This window comes from Solwaraspora sp. WMMB762, from assembly GCF_049179115.1.
Lineage (GTDB): Bacteria > Actinomycetota > Actinomycetes > Mycobacteriales > Micromonosporaceae > Micromonospora_E.
In genome coordinates this window covers 1,170,183-1,197,076 of record NZ_JBMHMD010000001.1, presented here as the reverse complement: position 1 = coordinate 1,197,076, position 26,894 = coordinate 1,170,183, and the positions used below count along the sequence as shown (strand labels likewise).

At 71.2% G+C, this 26,894-nt stretch carries 11 protein-coding genes; 7 read left to right on the top strand and 4 right to left on the bottom strand.

The genetic code is table 11. From position 1 onward, the window contains the following. Positions 1-2 precede the first annotated feature (2 nt). Both ACN27J_RS05590 and ACN27J_RS05585 read left to right on the top strand, forming a co-directional pair. Entirely contained in the window at positions 3-410 is a 408-nt protein-coding gene (locus ACN27J_RS05590) for a hypothetical protein (protein ID WP_278169381.1), read from the top strand. Positions 411-437: 27 nt separating this feature from the next. Then, the gene (locus ACN27J_RS05585) at positions 438-3,413 is read left to right on the top strand and encodes a hypothetical protein (protein ID WP_421364216.1); all 2,976 of its coding nucleotides are present in this window, start codon (positions 438-440) and stop codon (positions 3,411-3,413) included. Between the two features lie 56 nt (positions 3,414-3,469). On the opposite strand, the gene eccB is transcribed toward ACN27J_RS05585, so the two are convergent. Both eccB and eccD read right to left on the bottom strand, forming a co-directional pair. Further along, positions 3,470-4,906, bottom strand: a complete 1,437-nt coding sequence (eccB, locus tag ACN27J_RS05580; protein WP_421364214.1) for a type VII secretion protein EccB — start codon at positions 4,904-4,906, stop codon at positions 3,470-3,472. 3 nt (positions 4,907-4,909) lie between these two features. After that, positions 4,910-6,265: a type VII secretion integral membrane protein EccD gene (eccD, locus tag ACN27J_RS05575; protein ID WP_421364212.1), complete on the bottom strand. Its 1,356-nt coding sequence runs from the start codon at positions 6,263-6,265 to the stop codon at positions 4,910-4,912. Between the two features lie 214 nt (positions 6,266-6,479). Between eccD and eccCa the strand changes: the two genes are divergently transcribed. Continuing rightward, a complete protein-coding gene (gene eccCa, locus ACN27J_RS05570) occupies positions 6,480-10,409 on the top strand; it encodes a type VII secretion protein EccCa (protein ID WP_421372121.1) in 3,930 nt (1,309 codons plus the stop codon). Positions 10,410-10,475: 66 nt separating this feature from the next. Here eccCa and ACN27J_RS05565 read toward each other — a convergent pair whose 3' ends face one another. Further along, positions 10,476-13,748, bottom strand: a complete 3,273-nt coding sequence (locus ACN27J_RS05565) for a right-handed parallel beta-helix repeat-containing protein (RefSeq protein ID WP_421364211.1) — start codon at positions 13,746-13,748, stop codon at positions 10,476-10,478. A 257-nt stretch (positions 13,749-14,005) separates the two neighbouring features. On the opposite strand from ACN27J_RS05565, the gene ACN27J_RS05560 reads away from it, so the two are divergent. From ACN27J_RS05560 to ACN27J_RS05545, 4 genes are all read left to right on the top strand, one after another. After that, a complete protein-coding gene (locus tag ACN27J_RS05560) occupies positions 14,006-14,299 on the top strand; it encodes a hypothetical protein (protein ID WP_278169375.1) in 294 nt (97 codons plus the stop codon). Beyond that, the gene (locus ACN27J_RS05555) at positions 14,299-14,721 is read left to right on the top strand and encodes a YbaB/EbfC family nucleoid-associated protein (protein ID WP_421364209.1); all 423 of its coding nucleotides are present in this window, start codon (positions 14,299-14,301) and stop codon (positions 14,719-14,721) included. The genes ACN27J_RS05560 and ACN27J_RS05555 overlap by 1 nt, the downstream gene beginning before the upstream one ends. A 111-nt stretch (positions 14,722-14,832) precedes the next feature. Next, positions 14,833-15,144: a hypothetical protein gene (locus ACN27J_RS05550; RefSeq protein WP_421364208.1), complete on the top strand. Its 312-nt coding sequence runs from the start codon at positions 14,833-14,835 to the stop codon at positions 15,142-15,144. A gap of 26 nt (positions 15,145-15,170) precedes the next feature. Beyond that, positions 15,171-24,230, top strand: a complete 9,060-nt coding sequence (locus ACN27J_RS05545) for a hypothetical protein (protein WP_421364206.1) — start codon at positions 15,171-15,173, stop codon at positions 24,228-24,230. On the opposite strand, the gene ACN27J_RS05540 is transcribed toward ACN27J_RS05545, so the two are convergent. Then, the gene (locus ACN27J_RS05540; RefSeq protein ID WP_421364204.1) at positions 24,214-26,778 is read right to left on the bottom strand and encodes a hypothetical protein; all 2,565 of its coding nucleotides are present in this window, start codon (positions 26,776-26,778) and stop codon (positions 24,214-24,216) included. The two genes, ACN27J_RS05545 and ACN27J_RS05540, sit on opposite strands and share 17 nt — an antisense overlap. Positions 26,779-26,894: the final 116 nt, after the last annotated feature.

Below are 26,894 nucleotides of genomic sequence, written 5' to 3'. Positions count from 1 at the left end.
CCGTGGCCGAAGAGACCTTCACCGTCACCGAACAGTATCTCAGCGGTACCGTCCGGGAACGCTTCGAGGAGTTCCTGGCCGAAGTGCGGGACAACGACGACGTGCGGCGGCTGCTGGCCTACACCGGAGAGCCGCCCGCGCCGGCGGACCTCGCACCGTTCACCATCCTGCTGGCCGGCAACGAGCGGGTGATGACCGAGGTCGGTCAGGTGGAGACGAACTTCAAGGCGATGGCCGACAGCGCGAAGGGCAACATCCAGGCGCTGTTCACCATCATCGAGAAGCTGCGTGACGACTTCCTGCAGGTCAAGGAGACGCTCGACGTCGGTGCCGAGGACGCGTTGACCGAGGCCCAGATGCTCGACCTGGTGCGTGAGGTCTGGCAGCCGACGCCGAGCCTGTACAGGTAACCGCCGAGTAGGCGGGAGGCGACTCAGGTGGCCGAGGGCAGCGTTCCAGCAACCGATCAGAAGTGGGAGCTGGCGAACTCACTGTTCGTGCCGTCGGACGCGGAGATCGCCTACCGCGATGCCGTCGCGGGCCCGGAATCGCCGAAGTGGGTGACCGGCGGGGACGCGTTCGTCATCAACTACGCGCCGCCGACGGCCTCCCGTGGGCTCACCTACAAGGATCTGAACGCCTACGCGGTCTTCTTCTTCGCCGGTGAGGGCGTCCAGCATCGCCCGATCCCGCCCAACGGCTCGCAGTTCGGGTTGAGTAGCACCACGTACGACCCGGACGACTATGTCGTCGCTGGCGTCAAAATCGACGACCAGGTCCTGTCGATGCCGAAGGACAGCCCGATTCGGCGTTTCGAGCGGTTGTTCATCTCGCTGACTCCGCTGATCAACTACAACCCGGCCGCCAACGACGTGGCGTCCCGGCGGACCTTCTGGAACACCGAGCCGGTCCTCGTCGGCGTCAGCAAGTGGGCCGAGCACTGGGCGGGAGAGTTCAAGCGGTACGCCGAGGAGCTGAACGTCGACTCCGCCCACTGGGAAGGGTCGGCGGCCGGGCAGTTCTCCGCGCTGCTGCGGGAGTTCGAAAAGCTGCTGCGTGACGTGCACAGTGAGATCAACCCGGGCAGCGGTACGTCCGTGCCGCGTGCCATCGGTGACGGTGTGCTGGCCATGGAGAAGGCCCTCAACGACCTGTACGACGGGCACGGCGCCTTCTACACCTCCGACGGGATGTGGCAGCCGTCCTACCACGTGTTCGACGCGTTGCACGACCACTACGACGGGGTCGACAACCTGGTCCGGATCGAGGACGACAAACCGGTCTTCAAGGAGGAGCGGTACGACCCGCGTAGTCAGGCGATGTGGGACGCCGTTGACGCCGAGGCGAAGAGGCGCTGGTTGAACCGGGTGACCGAGCTTCTCGACCCGGTCGGGACGACGGTGCTCAACAACATCCGCACCCAGTACGGCACCTCCGCGGAGGTGTTCGCCGACGCGAAGTTCGACCCCGAGGTCCGGCTCATCCCACCGACCGGCAGCGGATCCGGCGGCGGCAACGGCCAGAACGAGATCGATCGGCTCCAGGAGGACTACGAGAAGACCATCGACGATCTGGTCGAGGACTACGAGAAGATCATCGACGACCTCCAGAACGACCTGCGGTCGCAGAAGGAGGAGTTCGAAGAGATCCTGGCGCAGAACAACGACGACAACCGCGAATCGATGCAGAAGATGGAGGACGACTACGACCAGATCATCAACGATCTCCAGGACGATCTGCGGGCCCAGAAGGAGTCGTACGACGAGATCATCAACAACATGGGCGATGATCAGCGCACCGCCGTCACCAGCATGCAGGAGGACTACGAGCGGGTCATCGACGGGCTGCAGAACGATCTGACCTCGCAGAAGGAGGACTACGAGAAGCTCCTCGGCGGGGGCGAGGGCGGCCCGCAGCAGTTCGGCACGGTCAACCCCGGCCCGGTCCTGCTGTCACCCACCCAGTCCTTTCAGCCGCCCGGCCGCGACGGATCGCCGCAGCTGCAGTTTCCGGAGGGCACGGTGCTCGGCCCGGACGGCCGTCCGGTGCTCGACGCGGACGGCGCCGGGGTCCTGGTGCCCCCCGGCTCCCGCGTTGGTCCGGACGGCACCGTCACCGGTCCGGACGGCCAGCCGGTACGCGACACCGACGGGGCACCCGTGGTGGTGCCGCCCGGATCCTCGATCGTGACCGACCCGCCCCGCAGCCCGTCCCAGGTCGGCCGGCTCGAACCCCCCGCCGGCGGATTCGACACCCTGCCGCCTGACCTGCAGACCCCCTGGGACCTGGCGCAGGACCGCAACCCGATGTGGCTGGTGCCGGGCAGCGACGGGGGACTGAACCTGGTCGGCCCGGACGGGACGCAGCGCTCCGTCGGAGGCCTGGAGTTGGTGCCGGACGGGCAGGGTGGTTACGACCTGGTCACCGACGGCGGTACCCGCACCCCGGTCGGTGATTTCGACCTCGCCCCGGGCGACGACGACGGGGTGCGGCTGCTGCCCAACGGTGACGGCGGTGTCGACCTGGTGAGCCCGGACGGAACCCGCCGGACGATTGACGGCCTGGAGTTGGTGCCGGACGGGCAGGGTGGTTACGACCTGGTCACCGATGGCGGTACCCGGACCCCGATGGACTGGCTGACCCCCGGTGGCGGCGTCTCCCCGCCCGGGACGGTCCTCCCGCCGAACGTGCCGCAGCCGAGCCCGACCCCCCGCCCCGACCTGGTCGGCGGCCGTGACGACTTCGGCCTGGACACGCCCCGCCCCGACCCTGGGACGCTGCTGCCGCCGTCCGGGTCCGGCACGGTGATCCCGCCGCCCGAGGTCGGGACCGCCGACCCGCCGTCCGGACCCGGCGCCCTGCTGCCCGCCGCCGGCGACCGGGTCGTCGACCCACCGGGCGGGACCGCTGACGACCAGCCGTCAGCTCAGTCCCCGACCGCTGCCGTCGGCGCCGGGCTCGGCCCGGTAGGTGCCGCCGGCAACCCGGCCGGCGAGGGCAGCTACCCGCCGTACATGCCACCGCCCGGTGGTGGCGGTGGTGGCGGTGGCGGCAGCCAGGACCAGCCACGCAGCCGTACCCCGTACCCGTTGCGCGAGGACATCGACCAGGCACGCAGCAAGGCGGGCCGGCGCAAGGGCGACGAGCCGCGCGGCTGGCCGTGGGAACCGACCGAGCCGGTCGAGGAACAGCCGGTGTCGGCCGATGACATCGTGAACGTGCTGGCCGGCAACCCGCAGCGGTCGGCGGCCACCGCCCGTACCGCCAAGGACGCCGCCAGCGATCTGCCGGTCGGGGATGCCCGCGAAGCAGGGCTCGCCGCGACCCGGGTGCCGACAATGGAGGACACGATCCGGGGCGAGGAGAACACCTGGGGCGCCGACTTGGCCGCCAGCGGTGAGGCCGCCCGCTGACGGCGGCGGTAGCACCTTCGCTGATCCAGCGGTTCGATCTCGGCTGATCCGGCGGGTCAGCCGCAGTCGGGTCGGCGGGGCGCGGCGGGCGTTCCGCCCTCGCGGTACGCCTTCGGATCCAGCATCGGGCCGGTCGGCAGCAGATCGACCAGGGCCGCCGGCAGCCGTCCCACCTGGACTCCCCGGTAGCCCAACTCGCCGGCCGGGCCGTTGGCACCCAACGGGTACCGCACGCCGTTGTCGGCCACCAGGTACCAGTCGGCCGTCGGCGCGGTCTGCAGCAGCACACCGGTGTCTCCCCGGACCGCCACCTGGTCCACCTGGCCACACCCCGGCACCACACCGACCGGCAGCGTGCCACCGTCCGGGACACCACCCGAGGCGACCGGCAGCGGCCCGGCGGTGACCAGGGTCAGCGTCGGCTGCTCCTGATCGGCCGACACGCTCGCACACAGGTCCACACCGACCAGGTCGATCAGCGCGGGCGGCGCCGGCGGCAGCGCGTCGATCCGGGTCCCCAACGGAGCAGCCGAGCGGTGGTCGGCGACGTCGCTCGCGCCGAGCGGCACCAACTCCGGGGTGGCCCCGCCGTACGCCTGCTCCTGGGTGCGGGCGTCACCGATCAGCAACGCCAGCACCGTCGGGGTCAGCTGCGCCAGGCCGGCGGCGGTGAGCAGGTACGCCGTGCCGCCCGGCCCGCTGAACAACTGGCCGACGCGGGTGTCCCGGCCGGCCAGCGTCGGCCCGGCCGACCCCCGTCCGGGCACGTCCGGAGCTGTCAGGTCGGGCCCGGCCGGCAGCAGCCGCAGGAACTCGGCAGGTACCGGACGGGCGGTCGCGGCACCGTACCCCAACGCCTCCCGGGCGCCGCGGTCCGCGTCGATCAGGTGCCGGGTCTCGCCGACCAGCAGGTGGACGCTGCCGTCCGGCGCGCTGACCAGCGCCGCGTCACCGCCGAGCGGCTCGACCGCGCGCGTCGCGGCGACCTCCAGGGTGAACCGTGGTGCGGAACCGTCACCCGGACCGGTGCGACCCGCACAGGCCAGCCAGGGCGCCACGCTCAACCCGGCGGCGTCCGGCAACCGCTCCGGCACCCCGACCACACCCAGCGGTACGCCGCGAGGGGTGCCGGCCAGTACCGCGCCGCCGACCGTCACCACCGACGGCTGGTTGCCCAGCAGCAGTTGCAGGCTCGTCAGGTTGGCCACCGGATGCAGCACGCCGTTGGCGTACAGGTACCGGGCACCGGTGTCGAGGTCGACCACGACCGCGCCGTTGACCCGCCAGTTCACCTCGCGGGCCGGCGGGAACAGGACGGTCACGATGGTGACCAGCACCGCCACGATGAACGCGATGGCCAGCCCGCCGGCCATGCCGCGCAGCGACCGCCCGGTGGGCTGGTCCGGGTGGTCCGGCGCCGACCGCAGCAACGCCGCCGACAGCCGGCTCATCATGAACATGTGCGCCTGGACCTGGTCGCGCCGGGACTGCACCGGTCAGCCCATCACGCTGCGGATCAGGCCGTACAGGCCGAGCACCTGGAGCATCAGCGGCACCGTCACCGCGGCCGCCACGGTGTGCGCCAGGTCCGCCGCCCGTCCCCAGTACGGCACGAACCGTCGGCCGGGAACGTAGTGGCTGGCCATGACGAGCCCGGCCGAGACGGCGAGCAGCACGCCGACGATCACCAGGAAACCGACCTGACCGGTCCGCGCCACCAGGTCGAGCAGGATCAGCACCACTCCACCGCTGCCCGGTACGACGGCGGCCAGCCGCTGCCAGCGGGCCCGCAGCACCAGGGCGTGCAGCAGCAGCCGCAACGTGAGCACCGCGGTGAGGGCGAACGTCCACCAGCCGTCCTGCCCGGCCAGCACGAACAGGCAGGCACCGGCCACCGTGCCGCTGGCCAGGTACAGCCAGTTGAGGTACACGTCGGCGCGGGCCGTGCGTCGCCGGACACCGGTGTCCGGTAACGGGTCGACCTCGTCGGCCAACTGGCCGGCGTCGGTCGGCAGCATCGGCATCCGCAGCCCGGACAGCCGGAACGCGGTGGCCGGCAGCAGCGAGTCGACCACCACGGTGGTCACCGCGACGATCGCCGCCGCGCCGGCGGCGGTGGCCCCGACCAGCAGGGTGACGCCGCCGAGCGCCGCCATGGTGCCGGCCAGGCACACGGCGGTGAACACCGGTGCGGTCCGGGAGCCGACGGCTGGCACCGCCACCAGCGCCGCCGCCACCACCGCCAGTCCGGCCAGCAGCAGAGCGGCCCCGGCGCCCGGCGCGAAGGCGGTGACCCCGACCGCGACGTACGCCGTACCGACAGTGGCCAGCACGCCGGCCGCCGCCGGATGCATCCGGGCCCGGGCCACCGCAGTGGCCACGCCGAGCAGGATCACACCGACGGCCAGCGCCGCGAACGTCCCCGGCCGGCCTGCCCCGGCCAGCAGCGCCAGCAGCAGCACGAGCGCGCCGCCCACCCAGGCCAGCAGCAGCGCCCTGGTCCACGCCGGCCGCCAGGTGTCGGGGCGGTCGGCCATGGTGGTCACCACCCCGTCGACCATGTCGTCGAAGTGCACCGCAGGGATCTCGGCGTAGTACGGCCGCAGGTGCAGCTGTTCGCCGTCGACCAGGCCCGCCTGGCGCAGCGTCTGCTCCCCGTCGAGCCGGCTGCCGTCGAGCCGCTGCAGCGCCCAGCCGCCGTGCGGGATGCCCGCCTCGGCGAGTTCCTCGCCGCCCAGGCGCACCACGGCCGGCAGCAACTCGGCGACCACCACGTCGGTCGGCACCGCCAACTCGACCCGCCCCGAGGGCACCACGACGACCAGTCGGCACAGGGTGTCGACGTCTGCCACCAGAGGTAGGCCTTTCCGTGAACCGTGCCAGTATCACACTGGATAGTCCCCCGGCCGCAGCGTTGTCCAACCGGTCCATCGGAGACTGGGTGAATCCCCAGACAATCGCGGCCTCCTGGCCTGTCGACGGGCCGCGGCGCAGGATGGCGCGGTGAGCACGCTGCTGATCCGACGGCCGCCGCGGCCACCTGGACCGGAAGCCGTCGAGGGCGACATGACCCTCCAGGAGCCACCGGAGCTTCCCGAGCCGGTCAGCGGCCTGTCACAGATGCTGAGCTACCTGCCGATGGCGCTCGCCTCACTCGGCATGGTGATCATCTTTCTGCGGCCGGTCGGCGGCGGCGGTGCCGGCCTGACCGTGTTCGCGGTCGGCCTGATCCTGATCGCCGCCCTGGCCATGGTGCTGAGCCAGGTGGTCCGGACCGCACGCGACCGTAAGCGACAGCTGCACGGCGAACGGCGCGACTACCTCAGCTACCTGAGCCGGATCCGCCGGCAGGTACGGGCCGCCGTGATCAGCCACCATCGGGCCCAGCAGTGGCGCCACCCGGATCCGCAGGCGCTGCCGAACTTCGTCGGCACCTCCCGGATGTGGGAACGTCGTCCGAGTCACGACGACTTCACCGAGGTCCGGGTGGCCACCGGGGTGCAGCCACTCGGACTGCGTTTCCACCCGCTGCACACCAAGCCGGTGGAGAACCTCGAACCGTTGTCCGCGCACGCCCTGCGACGCTTCGTCGAGGCGTACCGCACCGTGCCGGACCAGCCGATCACGGTGACCCTCGCCCGCTACGCCCGGGTGCTGCTGCACGGCGATCGGCCCACCGCCGTGACGCTCGTGCGAGCCCTGCTCGCCGAGATGGCGGTGTTCCACGGGCCGGAGGAGGTCCGGATCGTCGTCGTCGCCGACGGCGCGGTACGGCAACGGTGGGAATGGATCAAGTGGTTGCCGCACGCCCTGCACCCGGCCGACGACGACGGTGCCGGCCCCGTCCGGCTGTTCACCGACCGGGTGGCCGACCTGGAACGTCTGCTCGGTGCGGAGTTCGCCGCCCGAGGTGGGTTCACCGCCGACGCGGTCGCCAGTGTCGATGAGCCGTACGTCGTCGTGCTGCTCGACGGCGTCGAGGTACCCGACAACCACCGGATCCGGTACGACGGGTACCGCAACGTCACGGTGCTGGACCTGGCCGGCGCATTGCCGTGGCGCACCGGGGCGCAGACGCTCTGGCTGCGGATCTCGGCGCAGCAGGTCGAATCCGTCACCGCCGCCCCCGACCAGTCCGAACGGGTGACCGTGCTGGGCCGCCCTACCCGGCTCGGCCCGGCGACCGCCACCGCGCTCGCCACCGCGCTCGCCCCGCTGCGGCTCAGCGGCGGACTGGACGGCGGGGAGGCGCTGACCGCTGACGTCGAGCTGACCTCCATGCTCGGCATCGCCGACCTGAACCGGCACGACCCGGCGCAGCTGTGGCAGCGCTGGCCGGCCGAACGGCGGCTACGGGTCCCGATCGGGGTGTCCGCCGACGGACGCGCCGTCGAACTCGACATCAAGGAGTCCGCGCGCGGCGGGATGGGCCCGCACGGACTGCTGATCGGCGCCACCGGGTCCGGCAAGTCCGAACTGCTGCGCACCCTGGTGCTCGGGCTGGCGTTGACCCATTCGTCGGAGGCACTCAACTTCATCCTGGTCGACTTCAAGGGCGGGGCGACGTTCCTCGGGCTGGACCAGTTGCCGCACACCTCGGCGGTGATCACCAACCTGGCCGACGAGGAAGCGCTGGTCGGCCGGATGGAGGACGCACTCAACGGCGAGATCGTCCGCCGTCAGGAGGTGCTGCGCCGGGTCGGGGTGACCTCCGCCGCCGACTACGCGGCCCGCCGCGCCCGCACCGACCCGGCGCTCGCCCCGCTGCCCAGCCTGTTCGTGGTGGTCGACGAGTTCAGCGAGCTGCTCGCCGCGCACCGGGACTTCATCGACCTGTTCGTCATGATCGGCCGGCTCGGTCGCAGCCTCGGTGTGCACCTGCTGTTGGCCTCGCAACGGCTCGACGAGGGCCGGGTGCACCAGCTCGAGTCGCACCTGTCGTACCGGATCGGCCTGCGGACCTTCTCCGCGATGGAGAGCCGCGGTGTCCTCGGCGTGCCGGACGCGTACGAGCTGCCGTCGCAGCCGGGCAACGGGTTCCTCAAGACCGACGTGACGACGATGGTGCGGTTCAAGGCGGCCTACGTCTCGGGCCGGTACCGGCCAGCCCGGCGTTCGGATCCCGGAGCCGGCGTCGCGACCGGGGTGCTGCCCTACCGCAGCGGCTGGGTCGACCCGCCCGGTGCCGACCAACCGCCGCCTGCGGAACCTGATCCCGGCGAGTCCGGCACCGACGACGAGGCGCCGTCGTTGCTGGAGACCGCGCTGGACCGGCTCCGCGACAGCGGCCCGCCGGCCCACCAGGTGTGGCTGCCGCCGTTGGGCGACCCGCCGTCCCTCGACGACCTGCTCACGGCGTTGACCACCGACCCTGCGCGCGGGCTGACCTGGCGCCGTCGAGCGGATCCAGCGCAGCTGTCCGCCCCGGTCGGGGTCGTGGACCGCCCTTTCGACCAGCGACGGGATCTGCTCACCGTCGACCTCGCCGGGGCCGGGGGACACGTCGGCGTCGCCGGCGGGCCGCAGAGCGGCAAGAGCACCCTGCTCCGTACGCTGATCATGAGCCTGGCCCTGTCGCACACCCCGGACGAGGTCCAGATCTACTGCCTGGACTTCGGCGGTGGCCTGCTCTCCGGCGTCGCCCGGCTGCCGCACGTCGGCGGGGTCGCCGGTCGGCTCGACAGTGAGCGGATCAGCCGGACCATCGCCGAGGTCCTGGAGGTGATGAGCCGCCGGGAACGGCTGTTCGCCACCGCCGGAGTGGACTCGATGGTCGACTTCCGCCGCCGGCGGGCCGCCGGCGAGTTCCCGGACGAGGCTCACGGTGACGTGTTCCTGGTCGTCGACGGATGGGCCACCGTCCGGCACGACCTGATCGACCTCACCCCGGCGTTCACCAGCATCGTGTCCCGTGGCCTGAGCTACGGCGTGCACCTGGTGGTGGCGGCGGCCCGGTGGGGCGAGATCTCCACCAACCTGCGGGACCTGCTCGGCACCCGGCTCGAACTGCGGCTCGGCGACGCCGTCGACTCGATGGTCAACATGCGGGTCGCGCAGACCGTGCCGAAGATCCCCGGCCGGGGTATCACCGAGACCAAACTGCACTTCCTGACCGCGCTGCCACGGCTGTCGCATCTGGTCCGCGATGCCGGGGACCCGGGAGACGGGGTGGCCGCCACCGTCGACGCGGTCCACGCCGCCTGGCCGGGCCGGCGGGCCCCGGCGGTACGGATGCTGCCGGTGGTGCTCACCGCCGACCGGTTGCCGGCGGCGGACGGTTCGTTGCGGGTGCCGCTCGGCTGGGAGGGGCAGACCCTGGGCGTGCAGTGGCACGACTTCGAGGAGAGCCCGCACCTGGTCGTCGCCGGTGACGCCGAGACCGGCAAGACGAATCTGCTCAGGCTGGTGACCGCCGCCGTGGTGGCCCGGTACCGTCCGGACGAGGCCCGGGTGATGGCGGTCGACGTGCGCCGCGGCCTCTACGATGCCATCCCCACCGAGCATCAGCTCGGCTACGGGGTGTCGGCGTCGGGGATCAAGCAGATGGTCGAGTCGGTGGCGCGGGCGATGCGTCAGCGGCTGCCCGACTCCAGCATCACCCCGGCGCAACTGCGTCGCCGTGACTGGTGGCAGGGCCCGGAGCTCTACCTCGTGGTCGACGACTACGACATGGTGTCCAACTCGTCCGGGGCCAACCCGTTCGGTCCGTTGCTGGAGTTCCTGGCCCAGGGCACCGAGCTGGGCCTGCACCTGGTGGTGGCGCGCAGCGCCAATGGTCTGTCCCGGGCCATGATGGACCCGCTGCTGCGGACCCTGATGGAGGTCAACAGTCCGGCCCTGCTGCTGTCCTGCCCACCGGCCGAAGGGGTGCTGTTCAACAACGTCCGGCCCCGGGTGCTGCCGACCGGCCGGGCACAGCACATCACCCGGCGGCGGGTGACCGAGGTGCAGACCGCTCTGATCGAGCCCGACCCGCCGCCGGACCTGGCCGGCTGACCGGGCCCGAGGAGCGAGGGCCGGCTGACCGGAGCTGGTCGACCAGATTCGGCTGACCGGGGCCGGTCAGCCGACGCCGACGCGTTGCGGAAGGTCGTCGGGCAGCAACAGCCGCAGCTCGTCGACGCTGGCCCCGGGCCGGGCGAGCAGCCGGCCGGCCTGCCGGGTCACCATGGCCTGCAGCAGCGTCCGCGCGTACCGGGCGTTGCCGAACGTCTCGGTCCGGGGTACGGCGGCGAAATGCTCCCGCAGCGCCGACACGGTCCGCGGATCGCACTCGTACCCGTCGGCGGCCGCAGCCTGTTCGACGATGGACACCAGCTCGTCGTCGGAGTAGCTGTCGAAGGTGATGGTCCGGCTGAACCGGGACGCCAGCCCGGGGTTCGACGCCAGGAACTGGCGCATCTGCGTCGAGTAGCCGGCGGCGATCACCACGACGTCGTCGCGGTGATCCTCCATCAGCTTCAGCAGCGTGTCCACCGCCTCCTGGCCGAAGTCGGCGATCGCGCCGCCGGTCGAGGTCAGCGTGTACGCCTCGTCGATGAACAGCACCCCGCCCCGGGCGCGTTCGAACGCCTCCTGGGTCAGCTGCGCGGTCTGACCGATGTAGCGACCCACGATGTCCGCCCGGGCGACCTCGACCAGCTGCCCGGTCCGCAGCAGCCCGAGTGAGGTCAGCAGCTCCCCGTAGAGTCGCGCCACCGTCGTCTTGCCGGTCCCGGGCGGCCCGGCGAACACCAGATGGTTGTCGATGGACATCGCGGGCAGCCCGGCGGCGCGGCGCATCCTGGCCGCAGCCAGCAGGTTGACCAGATCCTCGACGGCGTCCTTGACCCCCTGCAGGCCGGTCATGCCACGCAGCCGCTCGACCGGGCCGGGGATGTCCGTCGGGTCCGGCCCGGTGGTGTGCTGCTCGCCGACGTCGGGCGGCAGCAACGTGCTCAGCTCGTCGCCGTCCACGTCGGGTTGGGCGGCGAGCCGGCCGGCCTGCCGGTCCACCATCTCCTCGAAGGTCTGCCGGGCGGTGCGACCGTTGCCGAACGTCCGGTCGCGCGGCATCCGGTCGAAGTGGGCGGCGAGCGCCTCGGCGGTGCCCGGCCCGAGCCGGTAACGGTGCTGCTCGGCGAGTTGACCGACGATGGTCACCATCTCGTCGCTGGTGTAGTCGTCGAACTCGATGGTCCGGCTGAACCGCGACGCCAGCCCGGGGTTGGAGGCGGCGAACCGGCGCATGTCGTCGGAGTAGCCGGCGGCGATCACCACGACGTCGTCACGATGATCTTCCATCAGCTTGACCAGGGTGTCGATCGCCTCCCGGCCGAAGTCGTGGCCACCGGCGGACTCCTGCGAGGTCAAGGTGTACGCCTCGTCGATGAACAGCACCCCGCCGAGCGCGGCGGTGAACACCTCGGTGGTCTTGATCGCCGTGCCGCCGATCACCTGGGCGACCAGATCGCCCCGGCCGACCTCGACCAGGTGCCCGCTGCGCAGCACACCGAGCTCGGCGAGGATGCCACCGTAGAGCCGGGCGACGGTGGTCTTGCCGGTGCCCGGAGGGCCGGCGAAGATCACGTGCCGGCTGGTCGGCGGCACCGGCAGACCGGCGGCCCGCCGTCGTTGGGCCATCCGGTTCAGGTCCACGAGGCTGGTCAGCTGCCGTTTCACCGTCGGCAGCCCCACCATGGCCTGCAACTGGCGTAGCGGGCTGTCGTCCGGACCGGGCTCTGCGGGGAGCCCGTCGGGGCCGGTGGCAGCGGCCGACTCGTTGTCGCGGTCCACCACGTTGTCGGCGCTGACCCGGGCGGCACCGACGCTTTCGCGCAGGCCGACACCCCGGTTGCCGGTCAGCTGGCAGTCGGTCAACGTCACCGGCTCGGCGCTGTCGACCCGGACACCGTCGCCGCTGTTCTCACTCACCGTGCAGCCGGTGAGTGAGACCCGGGCGGCGCCGGCGACCTGTACGCCGTGCCGACGGTTACGCAGGCTGCGACTCCGGTCAGCGACCAGCTGCCCCTGCTCGTCGGCGAGCATCCCGTGCCCGCCGGCTCCGGTGGACTCGCAGTCGGTCACGGTCACCCGGGCCCGTCCCGCGACGGACACGCCGTTGTGGGCCGCGTTGCGGACGGTCACTGCGGTCAGCCGGGGGTGCGCCGAGCCGGTGACCCGTACGCCATCGTCCCCGGTGTCGGCGATCTCACCGCCCTCGATCCGGCCCTGACCGCCGCCCTCGATCAGCAGACCCGGACCGTCGGTTCCGGTCAGTCGACAGTCGCGCAGCAGCGGGGTCGCCGAGTCGTCGACCCGTACCGCCGCCCCGGTGCCGTGGTCGACGGTCAACCGGTGTAACTGCGGGTTGGCCCGCTCGAGCACCGCGACGCCGCAGCCGCCGGACCGCCGTACGGTCAGGTCAGTCAGCACCGGCCCGGCGGCGCCCTTCACGAACAGACCGTCCAGCCGGGCCTCGGTGACCTCACACCGGTTGAAGGTCCCCCGGGCCTGCTCGACCACGCAGATGCCGTGGCCGCCGGGGCGGTCCATCCGTAGCCCCTCGACGACCGGATCGGAGACATCGCCGAGAACCATGCCGTGGCTACGGGTGTCGCTGATCTGGCAGTCGGTCAGCGTGACCCGGGACTTGCTCGTCACGTAGACGCCGATGTCGGTGTCCCGGACGGCGGTCCGCTGGATTCGGGTGGTGCACTGCTGTTCGAGGGCGATCGCCGGTTTGTCGGTCGCCGACACCTCGCAGTCCTCGATCAACCCCCGACCCTGCCCGTTGACGCAGATGCCGTTGCCGCGGGCGTCGCGCAGCACGCACCGACGGACCACCGGATCGCCGCGTTCGGCGATCACCAGTGCGGACGTTCCGACGTGCTCGACGACGCAGTCCTCCAGCACGCTGCCGGCGCCGGAGGTGTCGACCACCCCGGCGCCTTCCGGGTTGACCACCCGGCAGCCGCGCATCGCCACCGCGCCCTGATTGGCGGCCAGCACCGCGGTCCAGCCGGCGCCGACAACCTCGCAGTCGTCTGTCTCCACCTGACCGCGCAGGATCTCCAGAGTGGCGCTCTCGGCGTCCTGGCCCTGCAGGATCAGGCCGGACAGTTTGACGGCCTCGCCGAGCACCCGGACCACCGGGCCGGTGCGAGTGGTGATCCGCGCCGAACCACGACCGTCGGCGGCGACGATGGTGACCACGGTGGTGATGGTCAGCCGCTCGTCGTACTGACCCGCGGCGACCGTGATCAACGCGCCGGCGTGGGCGGCGCGCAGAGCGTCGGTGATCGTGCGGTGGCCCCCGGGGCGGGACGGGTCGACCGTCAACACCTGGCGCGTCACGCGGGCATCGCCGTCCCGTCACGTTGTCGTGGACCGGACGCCATATGGTGGCCCCGACGCCGCGGACCGTACCTGGAATATCGTTTCGCGCACCAGCGTACCGGCGGGTGTGGCGGGCTCCACGGCGGCGGGCACAAGCCTGGGGTGGTTACTAGAGTTCGCGGTCCGGTGCCGTCCCACTCTGGCCCCGCCGCCCGGGTACGCCGTAGTGTCCGGGCCTGAGGCGACCAGCTGGTCTGTTCACCGAAGGAGTGGCCGTGGCCGACATCCATCTGAACCACCCGGGCCTCAGTCAGGCCATCGATGACATGGTGCAGGCGACGACCCAGATGCGTAACGCCATGCAGCAGCTCATGCAGGGTCTGACCCCGTTCGAGCAGACCTTCGCAGCCGACGGATCCCGTCCCCAGTGGGACGCGTTCAAAGTCGCCGTCTCCCAGGCCGACGCTCAGATGCAGAACTCGTTCGGCAAGGGTGCGCTCGCGCTGAGCGACATGCAGAACATCCACATCGACTCGGATCGCCGCGGCACCAACATCCTGGGCGGCTGATGACCTCCGCCTGGGAGGCCCGGATCGAACAGGGCATGGCCGAGGTCCGCCGCTACCAGGAGGACCTGGCCCGGATGCAGCAGTCGTTGCTGGAGCGCAGCGCGTCGGTCACCACTGCCGACCGGGCGATCACCGTGGTGGTGGGTGCGCAGGGCGATTTGACGGACATCGAGTTTCACGGTGCCGCGTACCGGTCGATGGCCGGCACCGATCTGGCCAAGGCCATCGTCGGGGCGTACCAGCAGGCCCGGCAGAAGATGGCGGCGGAAACCGATCAGGTGGTGCGGTCGTTCGTCGAACGCGGAACCGGCATCCGGGACACCATGGTCGGTGACAATCCGCTGGAGGAGCTGCTCGGCCCGATCCGCCGCGCCGCCCGCGCCGCCGGCGGACTCGATGTCGAGCCCCGGGGACGGAACTAGGGAGATGCCCACTGGTGCCGGTGGGAGGTGATCTGACACGTTGACCGTGCAGAGTTGCCGCAGCGCTGCCGGCCGGGCGTCCGGTGGCCCGATGTCGGTCGGGGGAGTCGCGTGTCTGAGCTGATGGTTCCTTCGGACCTGCGAAACCGGTTCGCGCGGTTCGGCCAGGCCGAGCAGGTCCTGGCGCGGCTCGGCGACACGATCGAGCAGATCCACGAGCTCAATCTCGCCGGCGCGGGCAACACCGGCGACGAGATCGCCCAGACCTACCGCTCCAAGGTCGATGGACCGACCGACAATCTGAAGGTACTCGTCGAACGAGTGCGTGGCGTGCTGCTGATGACCGACGAGAATGGCCAGCAGGTGAGCAACATCTTCGACCAGGGCGAGGTGGACGCCGGCGGCGCAGGCCGACGGTGGTGAGTTCACCACCCTCGGCGGAGTGACCGGTGGCGATCCAGCCCTCGGACGAGGTCAACAACCTCTACATGGTCCTCACCGGCTCCCGGATGCCGGACATCAACGAGGACATCCTGCGGACCGTTGAGGACCTGTACCTCGCTGTCTCCGGCGATCTCGGTGAGCTGCAGGGTCACGTCGAGTACCTGGTGGCCGGCGTCCGCCGGTCCTTTGACGGGCAGGCCGCCGAGGCCTTCGCCATGCACATGGAACAGTTTGTCTCCGGCGACATCTCCGTGCTGGAGGGCGCGGCCGAGCAGGCACGTGCGCTGGCGGCGTTCGCCGGCGAGGTCGCCACCGAGGCCGAGTACATGAAGCTCATGATCATCGCCGAGTTGATCGTGCTGCTCGTCGAGATCGCGATCGCCGTGGCGATGTCCTACTTCAGCTTCGGGCTGTCCACCGCACTGCTGCCGGTCAAGTTCGCCATCACCCGGATGCTGATCCGCCTGGGCATCCAACGGCTGATCCTGCGGATCACCTCGTCGCCGCTGTTCAAGACCGTCGTCAACACCCCCTGGTTCAAGTCCTTCATCAACTCGCCCTGGTTCAAGACAGTCGGCCAGGGAGTGTTCATCTACGGCCCGATCGACGGGGTCATCGAGACCGGCATGTCGTACGGTGTACAGGACTACCAGATCAAGAAGGGCAACCGCGACGGCTTCAACGACAAGCACGGCGTGTCGTCGTTCGTCAGCGGCTACTTCTCCGGCCTGTTCCAGCACGTCATCACCGACAGCCTGCTGCGCAAGTTTCTGCCGCCGCCGCGACTGGGCCGTGACGGGCCGGGGGGATTCGACCTCGACCCGCCGGGCGGGCCGCGACCGGGTATCGGCGGACTCAGCGAAAAGGTCCCGCCCCCGGTGAAGCGGGACGGGGCCAGCGGTCCTGATGGCGCAGGTCCAAGACCCGGACCGGGGCCGAACGTCGGCCCGGGCCCGCGTACCGGCGGGGGACCGTCACCCGTACGTCACCTGCGTCTACCGATCATCCTGACGTCAGTGGCCGTCGGAACGGCGATCGGCGAGACCCTCGGTGAGGTGATCTCCGGGGCGGCTGTCTACGGCAAGGTCGACATCGACCCGGGAATGCCCGGGCTCGCGGCCACCGCCGCGGTCCTGCAGAGCATCACCGAAATCAAGGTTGCGCAGCCGCTCGGCAACTGGCTCGGCCGGTTGACCTTCGGCCCGGTGCCGGTCGTCGGGGGCAGCACCGCCGGCCCGCCATCCGGCGGGACGTCGCAGCCGCCTACGACGCACCCGCCCCCGCCCGGCCAAAGCCCGGTAGCCGGCGAGAAGGGTGCGGGCGACGCGCCCCGCCCCGGCCCGGTGGGGGAGCGGACACCGGACCGGCCAGACCGCCCGGGCCTGATCGACGGATCAGAACACCGCACAGAGTCGGGCCCCTCCGCGTCGGAGGGGGTGTTCCGGCCACCAGTGGTCGGCACCACACCGAACCCGGATCTCCTGGTGCCGACCGCGCCGCCGCCCCCCTACCCGGCACCACCGGCAGCGCCGGTCGTCACTGCCGAGCCGAATGTTCCGAGCGGTACGGTGGCGCCGCCCGCGATGGCTGGTCCGCCCGCGATGGCTGGTCCGCCCGCGACGGCTGGTCCGCCCGCGACGGAATCCGTTCCGACACCACTCCTGTCCCCTGCGCCGGGCGACGGAGATCTGGTCGAGGAGTCTGCGGCACCCCATCGCGGCTCGGACCAACCGGACGGAGAGCAGGCGGCCCAGGCCGCGGCAGGAGCCGACCCGGTCCGGCAAGGAGCCGACGTCGCCGACCAGCGGACGCACACCCCGCCGGAGCCGCCGCCATCGCCGGTGGTTACCCCGGTCCCGCCGCCGCCACTGCCCAGCGACGCCGCCTGGACGTCGGCAAGGGAAAACGCGAGCGTCGGAGTTCGCACGCACTCCTGGGGCGATCCGGTTCACCGGTTCGGCCCCGACGGCGAGCAGCAGCTGGTCGTACGGTCCGGCTTCGACGCGCGGCGGGTGTTCCACGACGGTCAATGGTTCACCGACCTCGAAGTCCGGGTGTGGATCGACGACAACACCGAAGTGGGACCCGCCGGCGTTGACGCTGTCCACGACCGACTCGCCTCCGGTGTGCGCGAGCACCTGAACATTCCCGGCTATCAGCTGGGCAACGGCGATCGCCTGCATGTCACCGTGCTGCGTGCCGATTCGCCGGACAGCGCACACCTGACGGTGAACCTGGTCGACCGGGACCAGGAGATGCACCAGTACTCATGGTGGGCCGACGCGGCGGCTGAGTACTACACGCACGAAATCGCTCACCAACTTGGCCTGCGCGACGACCGGTCCGGCAGCGGATCGGTCCCCGGTAGCCTGCTCGGCGACTTCACCGTGCCCAAGCCGACCGGCGACGACGTGGCGACGCCAGCGGACAGGTGGCACCTCTGGCGCGACGGCGGCCTGCGGCAGCGCCATCTGGATCTGCTGGACGTCCTCATCGGGCCGGTCGGTGAGGACGGCGGCTATCACGGCGTGGACCGGCCCGTCCGGCCAACCGCCGATGAGTACGCACCACGTGCGCCGAAGCAGCCGCCAGCCGCTGCGAACCGTCCGCCGACTACGTCGCAGGCTTCCACCCCGGTCGACCGCCCAACCGCCGACGGACAGCCCGGGACCGAGCTCGATGATCTGGCCGATCGTCCGCGCCCGGAGCCGCCGGTGTTGTCTGCGGTGACCACCGAGTCCGGTCCGATCGCCGGACCAGTGGACCGGCGGACCACGACGACCGGCGAACCGGAGTCCGCGACCGACTCGGATGGTGAGAGCAGCGAGGACGACGACTCCGACCGCGAGATAAGCGACGACGGCGACGCGGTCCGTCCGCAGGTACGCCGGCCACCGGTCATGTCGGGCGCTCTCCCGGTCAATGATTTTCCGGATGATTTGGATTTGCCGGCGTTGTTCGCGGGGCGGTCGGATGATTTTCCGGATGATTTGGATTTGCCGGCGTTGTTCGCGGGGCGGTCGGATGATTTTCCGGATGATTTGGATTTACCGGCGTTGTTCGCGGAGCGGTCGGACGACTTTCCGGACGATCTGGATCTGCCGGAGCTGTTCGCCGAGCCACCCGCTCTGCCCTGGTACACCCAGTTCGACGGTGCGCTCGGCCAGATGTACGCCTACCAGGCAGGCCCCCGACCGGGACAGCGGGCGGAGGACCTCGTCGGTGAGCTGCTGAGCGATCTCATAGCTGGTCCGACACCCGCCATCTTCCCGGCCGGGCAGCGGGACGCGGTCCGCCGGGCGGTACGCGACGCGCTGATCGACCTCTACACCGCGCCACCGTTGCCGCCCGCACCGGCCGGCGGGCCGGCGGACAACACCCCGGATCCGTTCATCGACGAGCGGTACAGCGAGTTCCTGGAGAAGTGGGACCGGGTCCTCGTGCAGGGGATCACCGTACTGGCCGGTGATCGCCTTGTCTGGATTCATCCGGTCATCGACAACGGCCGGCCACACCAGCGGACCCGGACCGGCCCGGTTCCGTACAAGGTCGTCTTCGGTTCGGGATCGACGAACACCTCGCGCGGCGGCGGGGTCGACCGAGGGGTTCCCGCGCCGATGGATCTGATGCTGGTCGGCCTCACTGGTTTCGCCAAGCGGGTCAGCCGGCTGATGTTCAACTTCCCGTTCAAGCTCGAAGGAGGTTTCGACAATCCCCGGTCGGAGAACCGGACCCTGGTCGCCGGCCGGCAGATGTTCGTCAAGAACCGGCAGATGTTCGATGTCGGCCTGCGTTTCGAGGTGTACGCCGACGGCCGGCGGTTCGGCTCCACCGGCACCGCTCCGCCGGACCGGAGCGGACTGACGGTCGTGGTGCCCGAGCAGTACGCCAACCGGGACAACGGGTGGCCGGGGCACGAGACAACCCCGGCGCCGCAGCGGCAGGAGCAGCAGCGAATCACCCGGGCCAGGCCGGTGCTGAACGCCATCGGCCTGACCACACTCGTCGTCCAGTGGCACCGGCAGCTCGCCAGGAGCCGGTTGACACCGCAGCAGCGGGTCGCCGTCGCCGCAGCCGGTACCCGCCAACTGCTCAACGAACGCAGTCTGATCAACCGCAGCACACATCTGCTGTCCAACGGGGTACGCACCGATTCGCTGTCCGTCGGCGGACTCAACGGCAGTCTGAACCTCACCGTGACGCCCACCAAGATCCAGTACATCGGCTCGGCACCTGGTGTCGAGGTGCGCGACGACACGAGTGTCGTGCTCAGCCAGAGCGACGGGGCGACCGTCACCAGCGGACTGGCGTTCGACCCGTCGTTCACGGCGATCGGCATGGTCGACCCGAGCACCGGCACGATCGGGAAAACCGGCCAACGGGTCACCGGGACGCTCGGTGTCGAACTGAAGGTCTCCGGCGGGGAGAGCCTGGCCCTGGATCTCAGCAGCGACGTGTCCAACCATGTCGTGCTGGTCCGCCGCTCCGATCAGGCTCGCTACCTCGTCCGCTACCGGGTCGCGCTGTACACCGAACTGGACAATCAGCTGATCGCTCCGGTGTCGTTGAGTGACGTACCGGCCGAACTCGGCGTGGCCGAACCCGACCGGGTGAGCTTCGAGCGGGCGATCGCCGGTGGCGTGCTGACCCGGGGTGTCACCCGGTGGACGCGGACTCCACCGGGGCCACTGGACATGATCCAGTACCACCCCCGGCAGATTCTGGACCGGCTGCTCGGCGTCTCTCAGCCGGGCAACCCGCGGCAGCCGGCACCGCCGCCGTCGCAGCCGCGTACCCAGCCGGTGGTGCCGATGCCGCACCACCGGGGTCGGAGGATCGCCACCCCGACGGCGGGCGAGCCGCTCGCGCTGGCCACCCGGCGCGGCACGGGCTGGGGGGTGCCGGTGTCGCTACCGAGGTCCGAAGTGGTGGTTCAAACCATCGAGCGGGCTCTGCGGCTGATCGCCGGGGTGCCGCGGCTGGACCGGGACACCTCCCAGACGATCGTCCAGCGACTGGGCCGTCCGGCGTTGGAGGCCGACCTCAACCGTCAGCTGGTCGGCGACCCGTTCACGGTCACTGTCGGCGGCAAGGACTACGACATCATGCTGACGGTCTACCTGGAGGAGCATCGCGACAGCAGCCGGTACGGGATGAGCGTCAACACCCGGACGATCGTCGCGCAGGGCCACTCCGGGTCGATCGCCGACGACGCGAGCGTGACCGTCGCGTTCAGCGGAGGTCCGGTGATCCCGGTCGCCACGGAGGCCCGGGTCGCGCTGCCGTTCAGCGCGGAGAAGGGTCACTCGGCGGGGCACAGCGACGACCGGTCGGTCTCGGTCGAGTCGTACCGCCGGACCGAGACCACCGGCGACGTCGTCGACAACGGTTACGGTGTGGCCTACGTATTCGTGATCCGCGAGTCGAAGGTCGGCGGGCAACGCCGCACCTGGGTCTTCGGCTCGCAGGCCGGCATCGTCACCCCGGTCGAGCATGTCCCGGAGACACCGCTGACCCTCGACCAGGTCCGCCAGGCGAACACCCTGACCTCCGGTGCCGCTGTCGAGACACAGTGGTCGGCGATGCGGGAGGACGTCGACGCTCTCGATTTCGTCCGGTTCGACCTGTACGGCGTCAATGCCGTCGAGACCGCGTTCGTGACGATGCCGGAGCTGGTCGCGCTGGCCGCCGACCTCTACCGGCAGAGCACCGGCCGGACCCAGGAGTGGTTCAGCGATCCGCTGAACTGGCCACGCGAACTGTGGCAGATCGGTATCCCGAACCACCTCAATGCCCACTTCGGCGAGTTGACCGACGGCCGTGGCTGGATCATTTCGCTGGAAAGTGGCATCACCTCCCACATGGTGCTGATCATCCGGGCCCGGGTGGTGCCGCCGGGCACCGGCCGCGTCTCCGGGACGGTCGAGATCGAGCACTACCTCAAGCGCGCGGGCAAGCACGAGCTCGGCGCCGAACAGAGTTCCGACACCAAGCTGGGGTTCGCGCCGAGCGGCAGCTACCTGGCCCCCAACCCCAGCGGTGACGACGAAGCCGCGATCGGCCGGGTTGATGTCGAGATCGCCGGCGTAGGCCGGAAATGGTCCGTCGGTGAGGAGAACGCCGACAGCGCCGGAAGCGCCGACATCAGCCGCGCCACGTATGGCGGGGACAAAGGGATCTTCCAGGGCGACGTATTGATCGAAGCCTCGATCGTGGAGTGGAACGACCTGAAGGACCTTTTCCAGCCCGACCGGCCGGATCAGCCGACGAGCACCACCCGGACCGGTTACCTCAAGGTGCCGGGCGGACTCGACTTCATGATGCCGGTCGAGATCGCCGACGAGCTCAGCCTGCCACTGCCTGTGCCGCCAGCCGATCCGGCCGATTCCGAGACGGGCACCGATCCAGCGGATTCCGAGACGGGCACCGATCCGGCGGCGGTACCCGCGGCGCCCGTCGCGATCTACTCGGATCCGGATCTCGCGCAGGCCCTCGGCCACCCGGAACGGCTGCAGGCCGGCCCGGTTCTGACGTTCATCGAAGACACCATGCGGACCAATGGACTGATCCCAGCGGGCGACCGGCACACCCTGCTGCGCCGCGCGGTGCGTGCCCAGTTCGCGTCCATGCCGTTGGAGAACCAGTGGACCGCGCTCGTCGGCTCCGGCGTACGGGGGCTGTTCGTCGTGCCGAGTCCGTTGCGCAATCTGCGGTTGATGCTGATCGAGGTGACCGGTCGGTTCACCGGTGCGCCGACGGCCAGCGGCAGTCGGAGCGACGTGGACCTGTTGTTGCGCGGCGAGGCGTTGGACGGGTCGTCCCGGTCCGAGAGCCAGGGCGACGAGTGGTCCTGGACGGTCGTCAAGATCAAGGGTTACGGCAAGCCCACCGACGCCACCGACGCCGGTGCTTCCGGTGGGCTGGCCTACTCCCGCGAGCACGAGTCGGACCTCGGGGTCACTCAGGACGACAAGGACATCTTCCGGGTCGGTGTCAAGGGCGGGGCCACCCAGTTCATCCAGCCAATGGAGTTCGAGGTACGGATCGGACTGACCAACCACAAGCCGTACTGGATGCAGCTGATCTCCGCGACGCTACGCGAGACGTTCTTCCTCGCTAGCTCGCTGCGCGACGGCGGCGAGCAGTGGGCCCGGCAGATCTGGTTCGACAACCGGCTGACGGAATGGGACTGGGAGAGCGCCACCGCGACGCCGCTGACCGGCACGGTGAAGCTGCTGGTGCCGACGTACCTCGCCGAGACCGCCGACCAGCGGGGGCGGTGGGTTTCCTCCACCGCGCAGCGGCCAGCCGGGTTTCCCGCCGCGCCGCCGGTGCGCTGGGGCACCAGACCGGCGAGTCGTCCGCAGGCCAACCGGGATCTGCTCACGGACCAGTCCCTGCATCCCTGGACGTTGGACAAGGTCGCCCAGCTGGTGCGCGCGTTCGCCGGACTGACCACCCTGTCGGCACAGCTGCCGCCGACGTCGGTGGTCGAGGGCCGGGTGCCCGGCCTGCCGTGGCACAGCGTCGTCACCCTGGCGCTCGGCGACCACGCCGACGGATCGACGATGCGGTCCCGGGTGTGGGATCTGCTCGACAACGGGTACCGAATCCCCGGAACGGACATCACCGTCGGTATCGACATTCGGGCTGTCCAGTACTACGAGTCGTCGACCGGGGAGCCGCTCACCGTCCGGAAGAAGGGCCGCAGATACGGGCAGAAGGAAGCGGCCCCGAGTGCCGGGAACACCAGCGGGTCCAGGACCACGGTGACCCTGGGGCCGTCCGGCCGGGGTGACGTCGTGAAGGGGGTCCGGCTCGGCACGGACGCCCCGTTCACCGTCGAGCGGTCCCGGGAAGCCGGTGGTGAGCTGTCGATCGGGGACGTCTCCGAGCGCAACGTCGAGTCGTTGCGGAGCTACCACCAGTACCGCTACGACGTCACCGTCTACATATCCGGCCGGGCCGGCACGCTGGTCATCGACGTCACGGACGGCTTCCTCGCCATGTCGGCAAACCCGCCGGCGCGCCTTCCCGCGCACATCCCGCTGCCGCCGGGCAGCGACATCACGACGGACGCGGAGTCGAGCCACAGCTCGGGCACGGCAGAGGCCGGGTACGAGGCTGATTCCGGCAGCGACTCCGAATCCGAATCCGAATCCGAATCCGAATCCGAATCCGACTCTGACGACGGGTCCGGGGCGGACCATCCCGCGCCTGCGGCAACTCCCACCGCCGGGGCACCGCCAGCCGCCCGTACCGCGCCGGTGGGTGACCGCCGGGCGAGCGCAGCGTCGGGCCCACCGGCTGAGGTCGACTCATCCGAGGCGGAGTCTTCGTCCGAGTCCGACTCAGCTGAGGAGTCCGACGTCACCGTCGTGCCGCGGCGGGCGGGGCCGGCCGTGGTCGGCAGCAGGACCCAGCCGGCGTCATCCGCCCGCCCGCCGACGGCGGCTGCCACGGAGCCGGAGCACGATCCGATCTTCGCCGCGCTGACCCCGTCGTCCGTTGCGGGCACGGCATCGGCCCCGGCGACGCCCGCCGGGACCGCGCAGCCGACTGCCGGAGAGGCGGACCTGACCAGGAGGCCGGACCGGCGCTGGTACCTCGACGGGCAGCAGGTGCTGGGCGAGCGGTTGACCGGCGACCGGACGGGACTCGCGCTGCTCGACGACGCGGATCTGGAGCGGATGTCGCCGGCCGACCTCCTGCCCCCGGGCGAGATGCCGGTGGTGGTCGTGCGGGCAGCCGGCGACCGGATTCTCGTTCCGGTACTGGACGCGGACGGCCGGACCCGGCAGGTGCCGGTGACGCCGGGCCAGCTGGCCAGGATGACCGCCCCCCTGGCCGGTCTGTCCGGCACGGTGGCGTTGATCATTGGTGACGTCGGCACCGCCGACGGCGGTTTCGTCTCGGCCTACGCGAGCGCCATGGGTGTCGACGTCCTGGTGCTGTCAGTCGCGCCGCGCGTCGGCTCGCCGGCCGCGCGGCTGCGGGTGCCGCCGGAGCAGTCGGCAGACGACTCGCCGTGGCAGCTGTTCAGCCCGGTCAGCCGGGCTGGGTGAGCAGCGTCGCCAACGGCAGTTCGACCCGCCGGGCGCGAAGGACCCAGCGGCCGCCCTCGGCGCCGTACACCCGGGTCACGGTGACCCGGTCGTAGTTGCGCGGTGGCAACAGCACCTCGACACCGGCGGCGTTGAGCGCCACCAGCCGGGACCGGACGGCGGCCAGCGGCGCGATTCGGCCGGCGCTGGCCGCGACGTCGATCGCCTGGCCCGGCTCGATCCGTAACCGCACCAACCGCACCCCGTCGGCAGGTGCCGCCGGTCGGGAGTCGGAAACCACCAGCTGGTCGCCGTCGGGTCCGCCGGCGGCCGGCAGCATGGCGTACGCGGTCGCGGCGCGCCGCCCCGCCGGCCAGCGGACCACGTCGTTGGGCAGGCCGTCAGCACCGTGCCGCGCGCCGGTGCAACGCAGGAACAACGAGGTCGGAGCGAGGTCCGGCTGTGCCCGCCACTCGCCGGGGCCCGCCGGTGTCCAGCCCTGGGTCACCTGGACCCGGTCCAACCATCCGGCCGGCAGCAGGTAGCTGTCCACACCGCGCAGCAGGTGGCGGACCTCGGCGGGCGCGGTCTCGTCGAGCCCCGTCGTCACCACCGCCCCGCCTGGGGCCACCGACACCCGCAGCGCCACCGCGCCAGGGTGTGCCGTCCGGAGCCGGTCCGCGTCGAGTTGACCGACGACGAACAGCTCCGCCGTGGGCAGTCCCTCGGCCGCGATCCGGGCAGCGGGCTGCGTGACCGGGACGTACAGCTCGACCGGCTCGGCGTTCACCATGGGTCGCTCCGGCAACCAGGTCACGCCGTGCCCGCGGCTGCCTCGGGCGGCCGGGACCATCGACGGTCGCCGGCCGGTTGGCGGTGGATCGGTCGCCGGTGGATCGGTGGTGAGCCGGCCCTGGCCGGGCGACGCCGACGTCGGTACCAGCCAGCCGTCGTGGCTGCGCCACCGCCCGGACACGGTGACCAGGTCGGTGGCGCCGGGTGCGGACGGTGCCACCCGGCACCACCGGGCCGGCTCACCGGCGGCCCGCAACGACCGCGGCTGCCCCTGCACCACGGCCAGCCGCGCCCCCGGCTCCGGCACCCAGATCTCGGCGGGAATCTGGTCGGCGAGTGCTGTCACGTGGGCCCGCAGATGCCCGAAACCCTCCGGTGGAACCGAGATCAACAGGGCCAGGTCCTGGCCGGCCCAACCGGCCCGGCGCAGCAGCGCCGGTAGCTCCCGCGGCCCGAGGGCGAGCAGCCCGCCGTCGCCGTGGCGGGCTGCCAACCGTCCGTCGTCCAGCACCGCCAGCTCGACCCGGAACTGCCCGTCGCGTCGCCGGACCGTCGCCCAGCGGCGCAACGCCGCCGGCCGGGCCTCGGTGGCCACGCTGACCAGTTCGACACCGCTGGCCGCCGGTGCGTGCGGAGCCTCCTCGCCGGTCTCTTCAGCTGCGGCCTCGCCGGTCTCGCCCGGGTGCTGGAGCCGGATCTCGGCGGTCGACAGGCCCGTGTCCATGGTTCCGCCGACCGGTGCCAGCCGTCCGTCGCGGTCGGACCAGAACCGGTCCGGATGGTCCGGGCCGGGCGGCCGGAACGCCTGCCAGCCGCGCTGGTGGCCGTCGCGGTCACGGACGGCGAGGTCACGGACCCCGTCGAGGAGCACCACCCGGCTACCGGTCGGCGGTGCCCAGACCGTGGCCCCGACGCGTCCCGCCAGTTCGGCCAGGTATGCCGCGAGGCCGGCGGTGACCTCGGCGCCGAGGCCGGGGAACATGACCCGGTCCGCTGGGTCGACGCGCGGATCCGCCGGGTGACCGCTCGGGTCCGCCGGAGCGTTGTGGTCGCCGCTGGCGCCGCCCCGGCTGGAAGCCGGTCGGTGGTCAGGCACCTGCGGCCAGACTCGCAGGTCGCCGCCGTACAGCGGAACGGCGGCCAGCGCCGCCGCCAGGTCGGTTCCGGACGCAGCGGTGCGCACGCCGTCGTACCCGCTCAGCAGCGGTGTGTCGCCGTCGACGCTGAACGCGACGGTGGCCAGCCCGGGATGACCACCGCCGAGCCGCGCTGCGGCGGCCCGGGCGATCGGGAACGCCTCACGGGTGGTGAAGGACAGACCCCGGGGCAGCGGCAGGGTGGCCCAGCCTCGACGGGGCCGGACCCGACCACCGTCGAGGTCGTACCAACCGGGCAGGCTGGTCGACATCGACGGCGGCTGGATGTGCAGCCAGTCGACCACGGCACCGGTCGTCCGGTCCACCGGGGTCGGTTCGTCGGCGTCCGCGGTCGGCCGGCTCGCAACCGCGCCCGCCGGGACGATCAGCACGTCCCGGCCGAGTAGATCGGCGAGCGCCAGCAGCACCGCGGTGTGCCGGGCACCGTCCGGGACCAGCACCTGCACGTCACGGCCTCCGCCGCCGGCCCGGACGACCATCCTGGCGAGCTCTCCGGCGGTGAGCGCGGTCTGCGGCCTGTCCGGTTCGGCCAGTCCGCCTCCGACGGTGGTCGTCAGGGTGATGCGATGCGGGGCGACATCGTGCGTCGGCTTGGAGGTGTGAGGTACCAGGGTCATGTCGCTCAATCCCTACCATGGTGGCCTGGTGCCAGGGAGACGCCGTCGGTTAACAATCCGTGTCGAGATGGGATCCTCCAGGCGTTGGCTGGGGGATCGGACACTTTGCCTTGCCG

Excerpts from the sequence above, each read along its gene's own strand:
- ACN27J_RS05555 (WP_421364209.1), top strand. The coding sequence starts at position 14,299 with ATGACCTCCGCCTGGGAGGCCCGGATCGAACAGGGCATGGCCGAGGTC.
- eccCa (WP_421372121.1), top strand. The coding sequence starts at position 6,480 with ATGACCCTCCAGGAGCCACCGGAGCTTCCCGAGCCGGTCAGCGGCCTG.
- ACN27J_RS05540 (WP_421364204.1), bottom strand. The coding sequence starts at position 26,778 with ATGACCCTGGTACCTCACACCTCCAAGCCGACGCACGATGTCGCCCCG.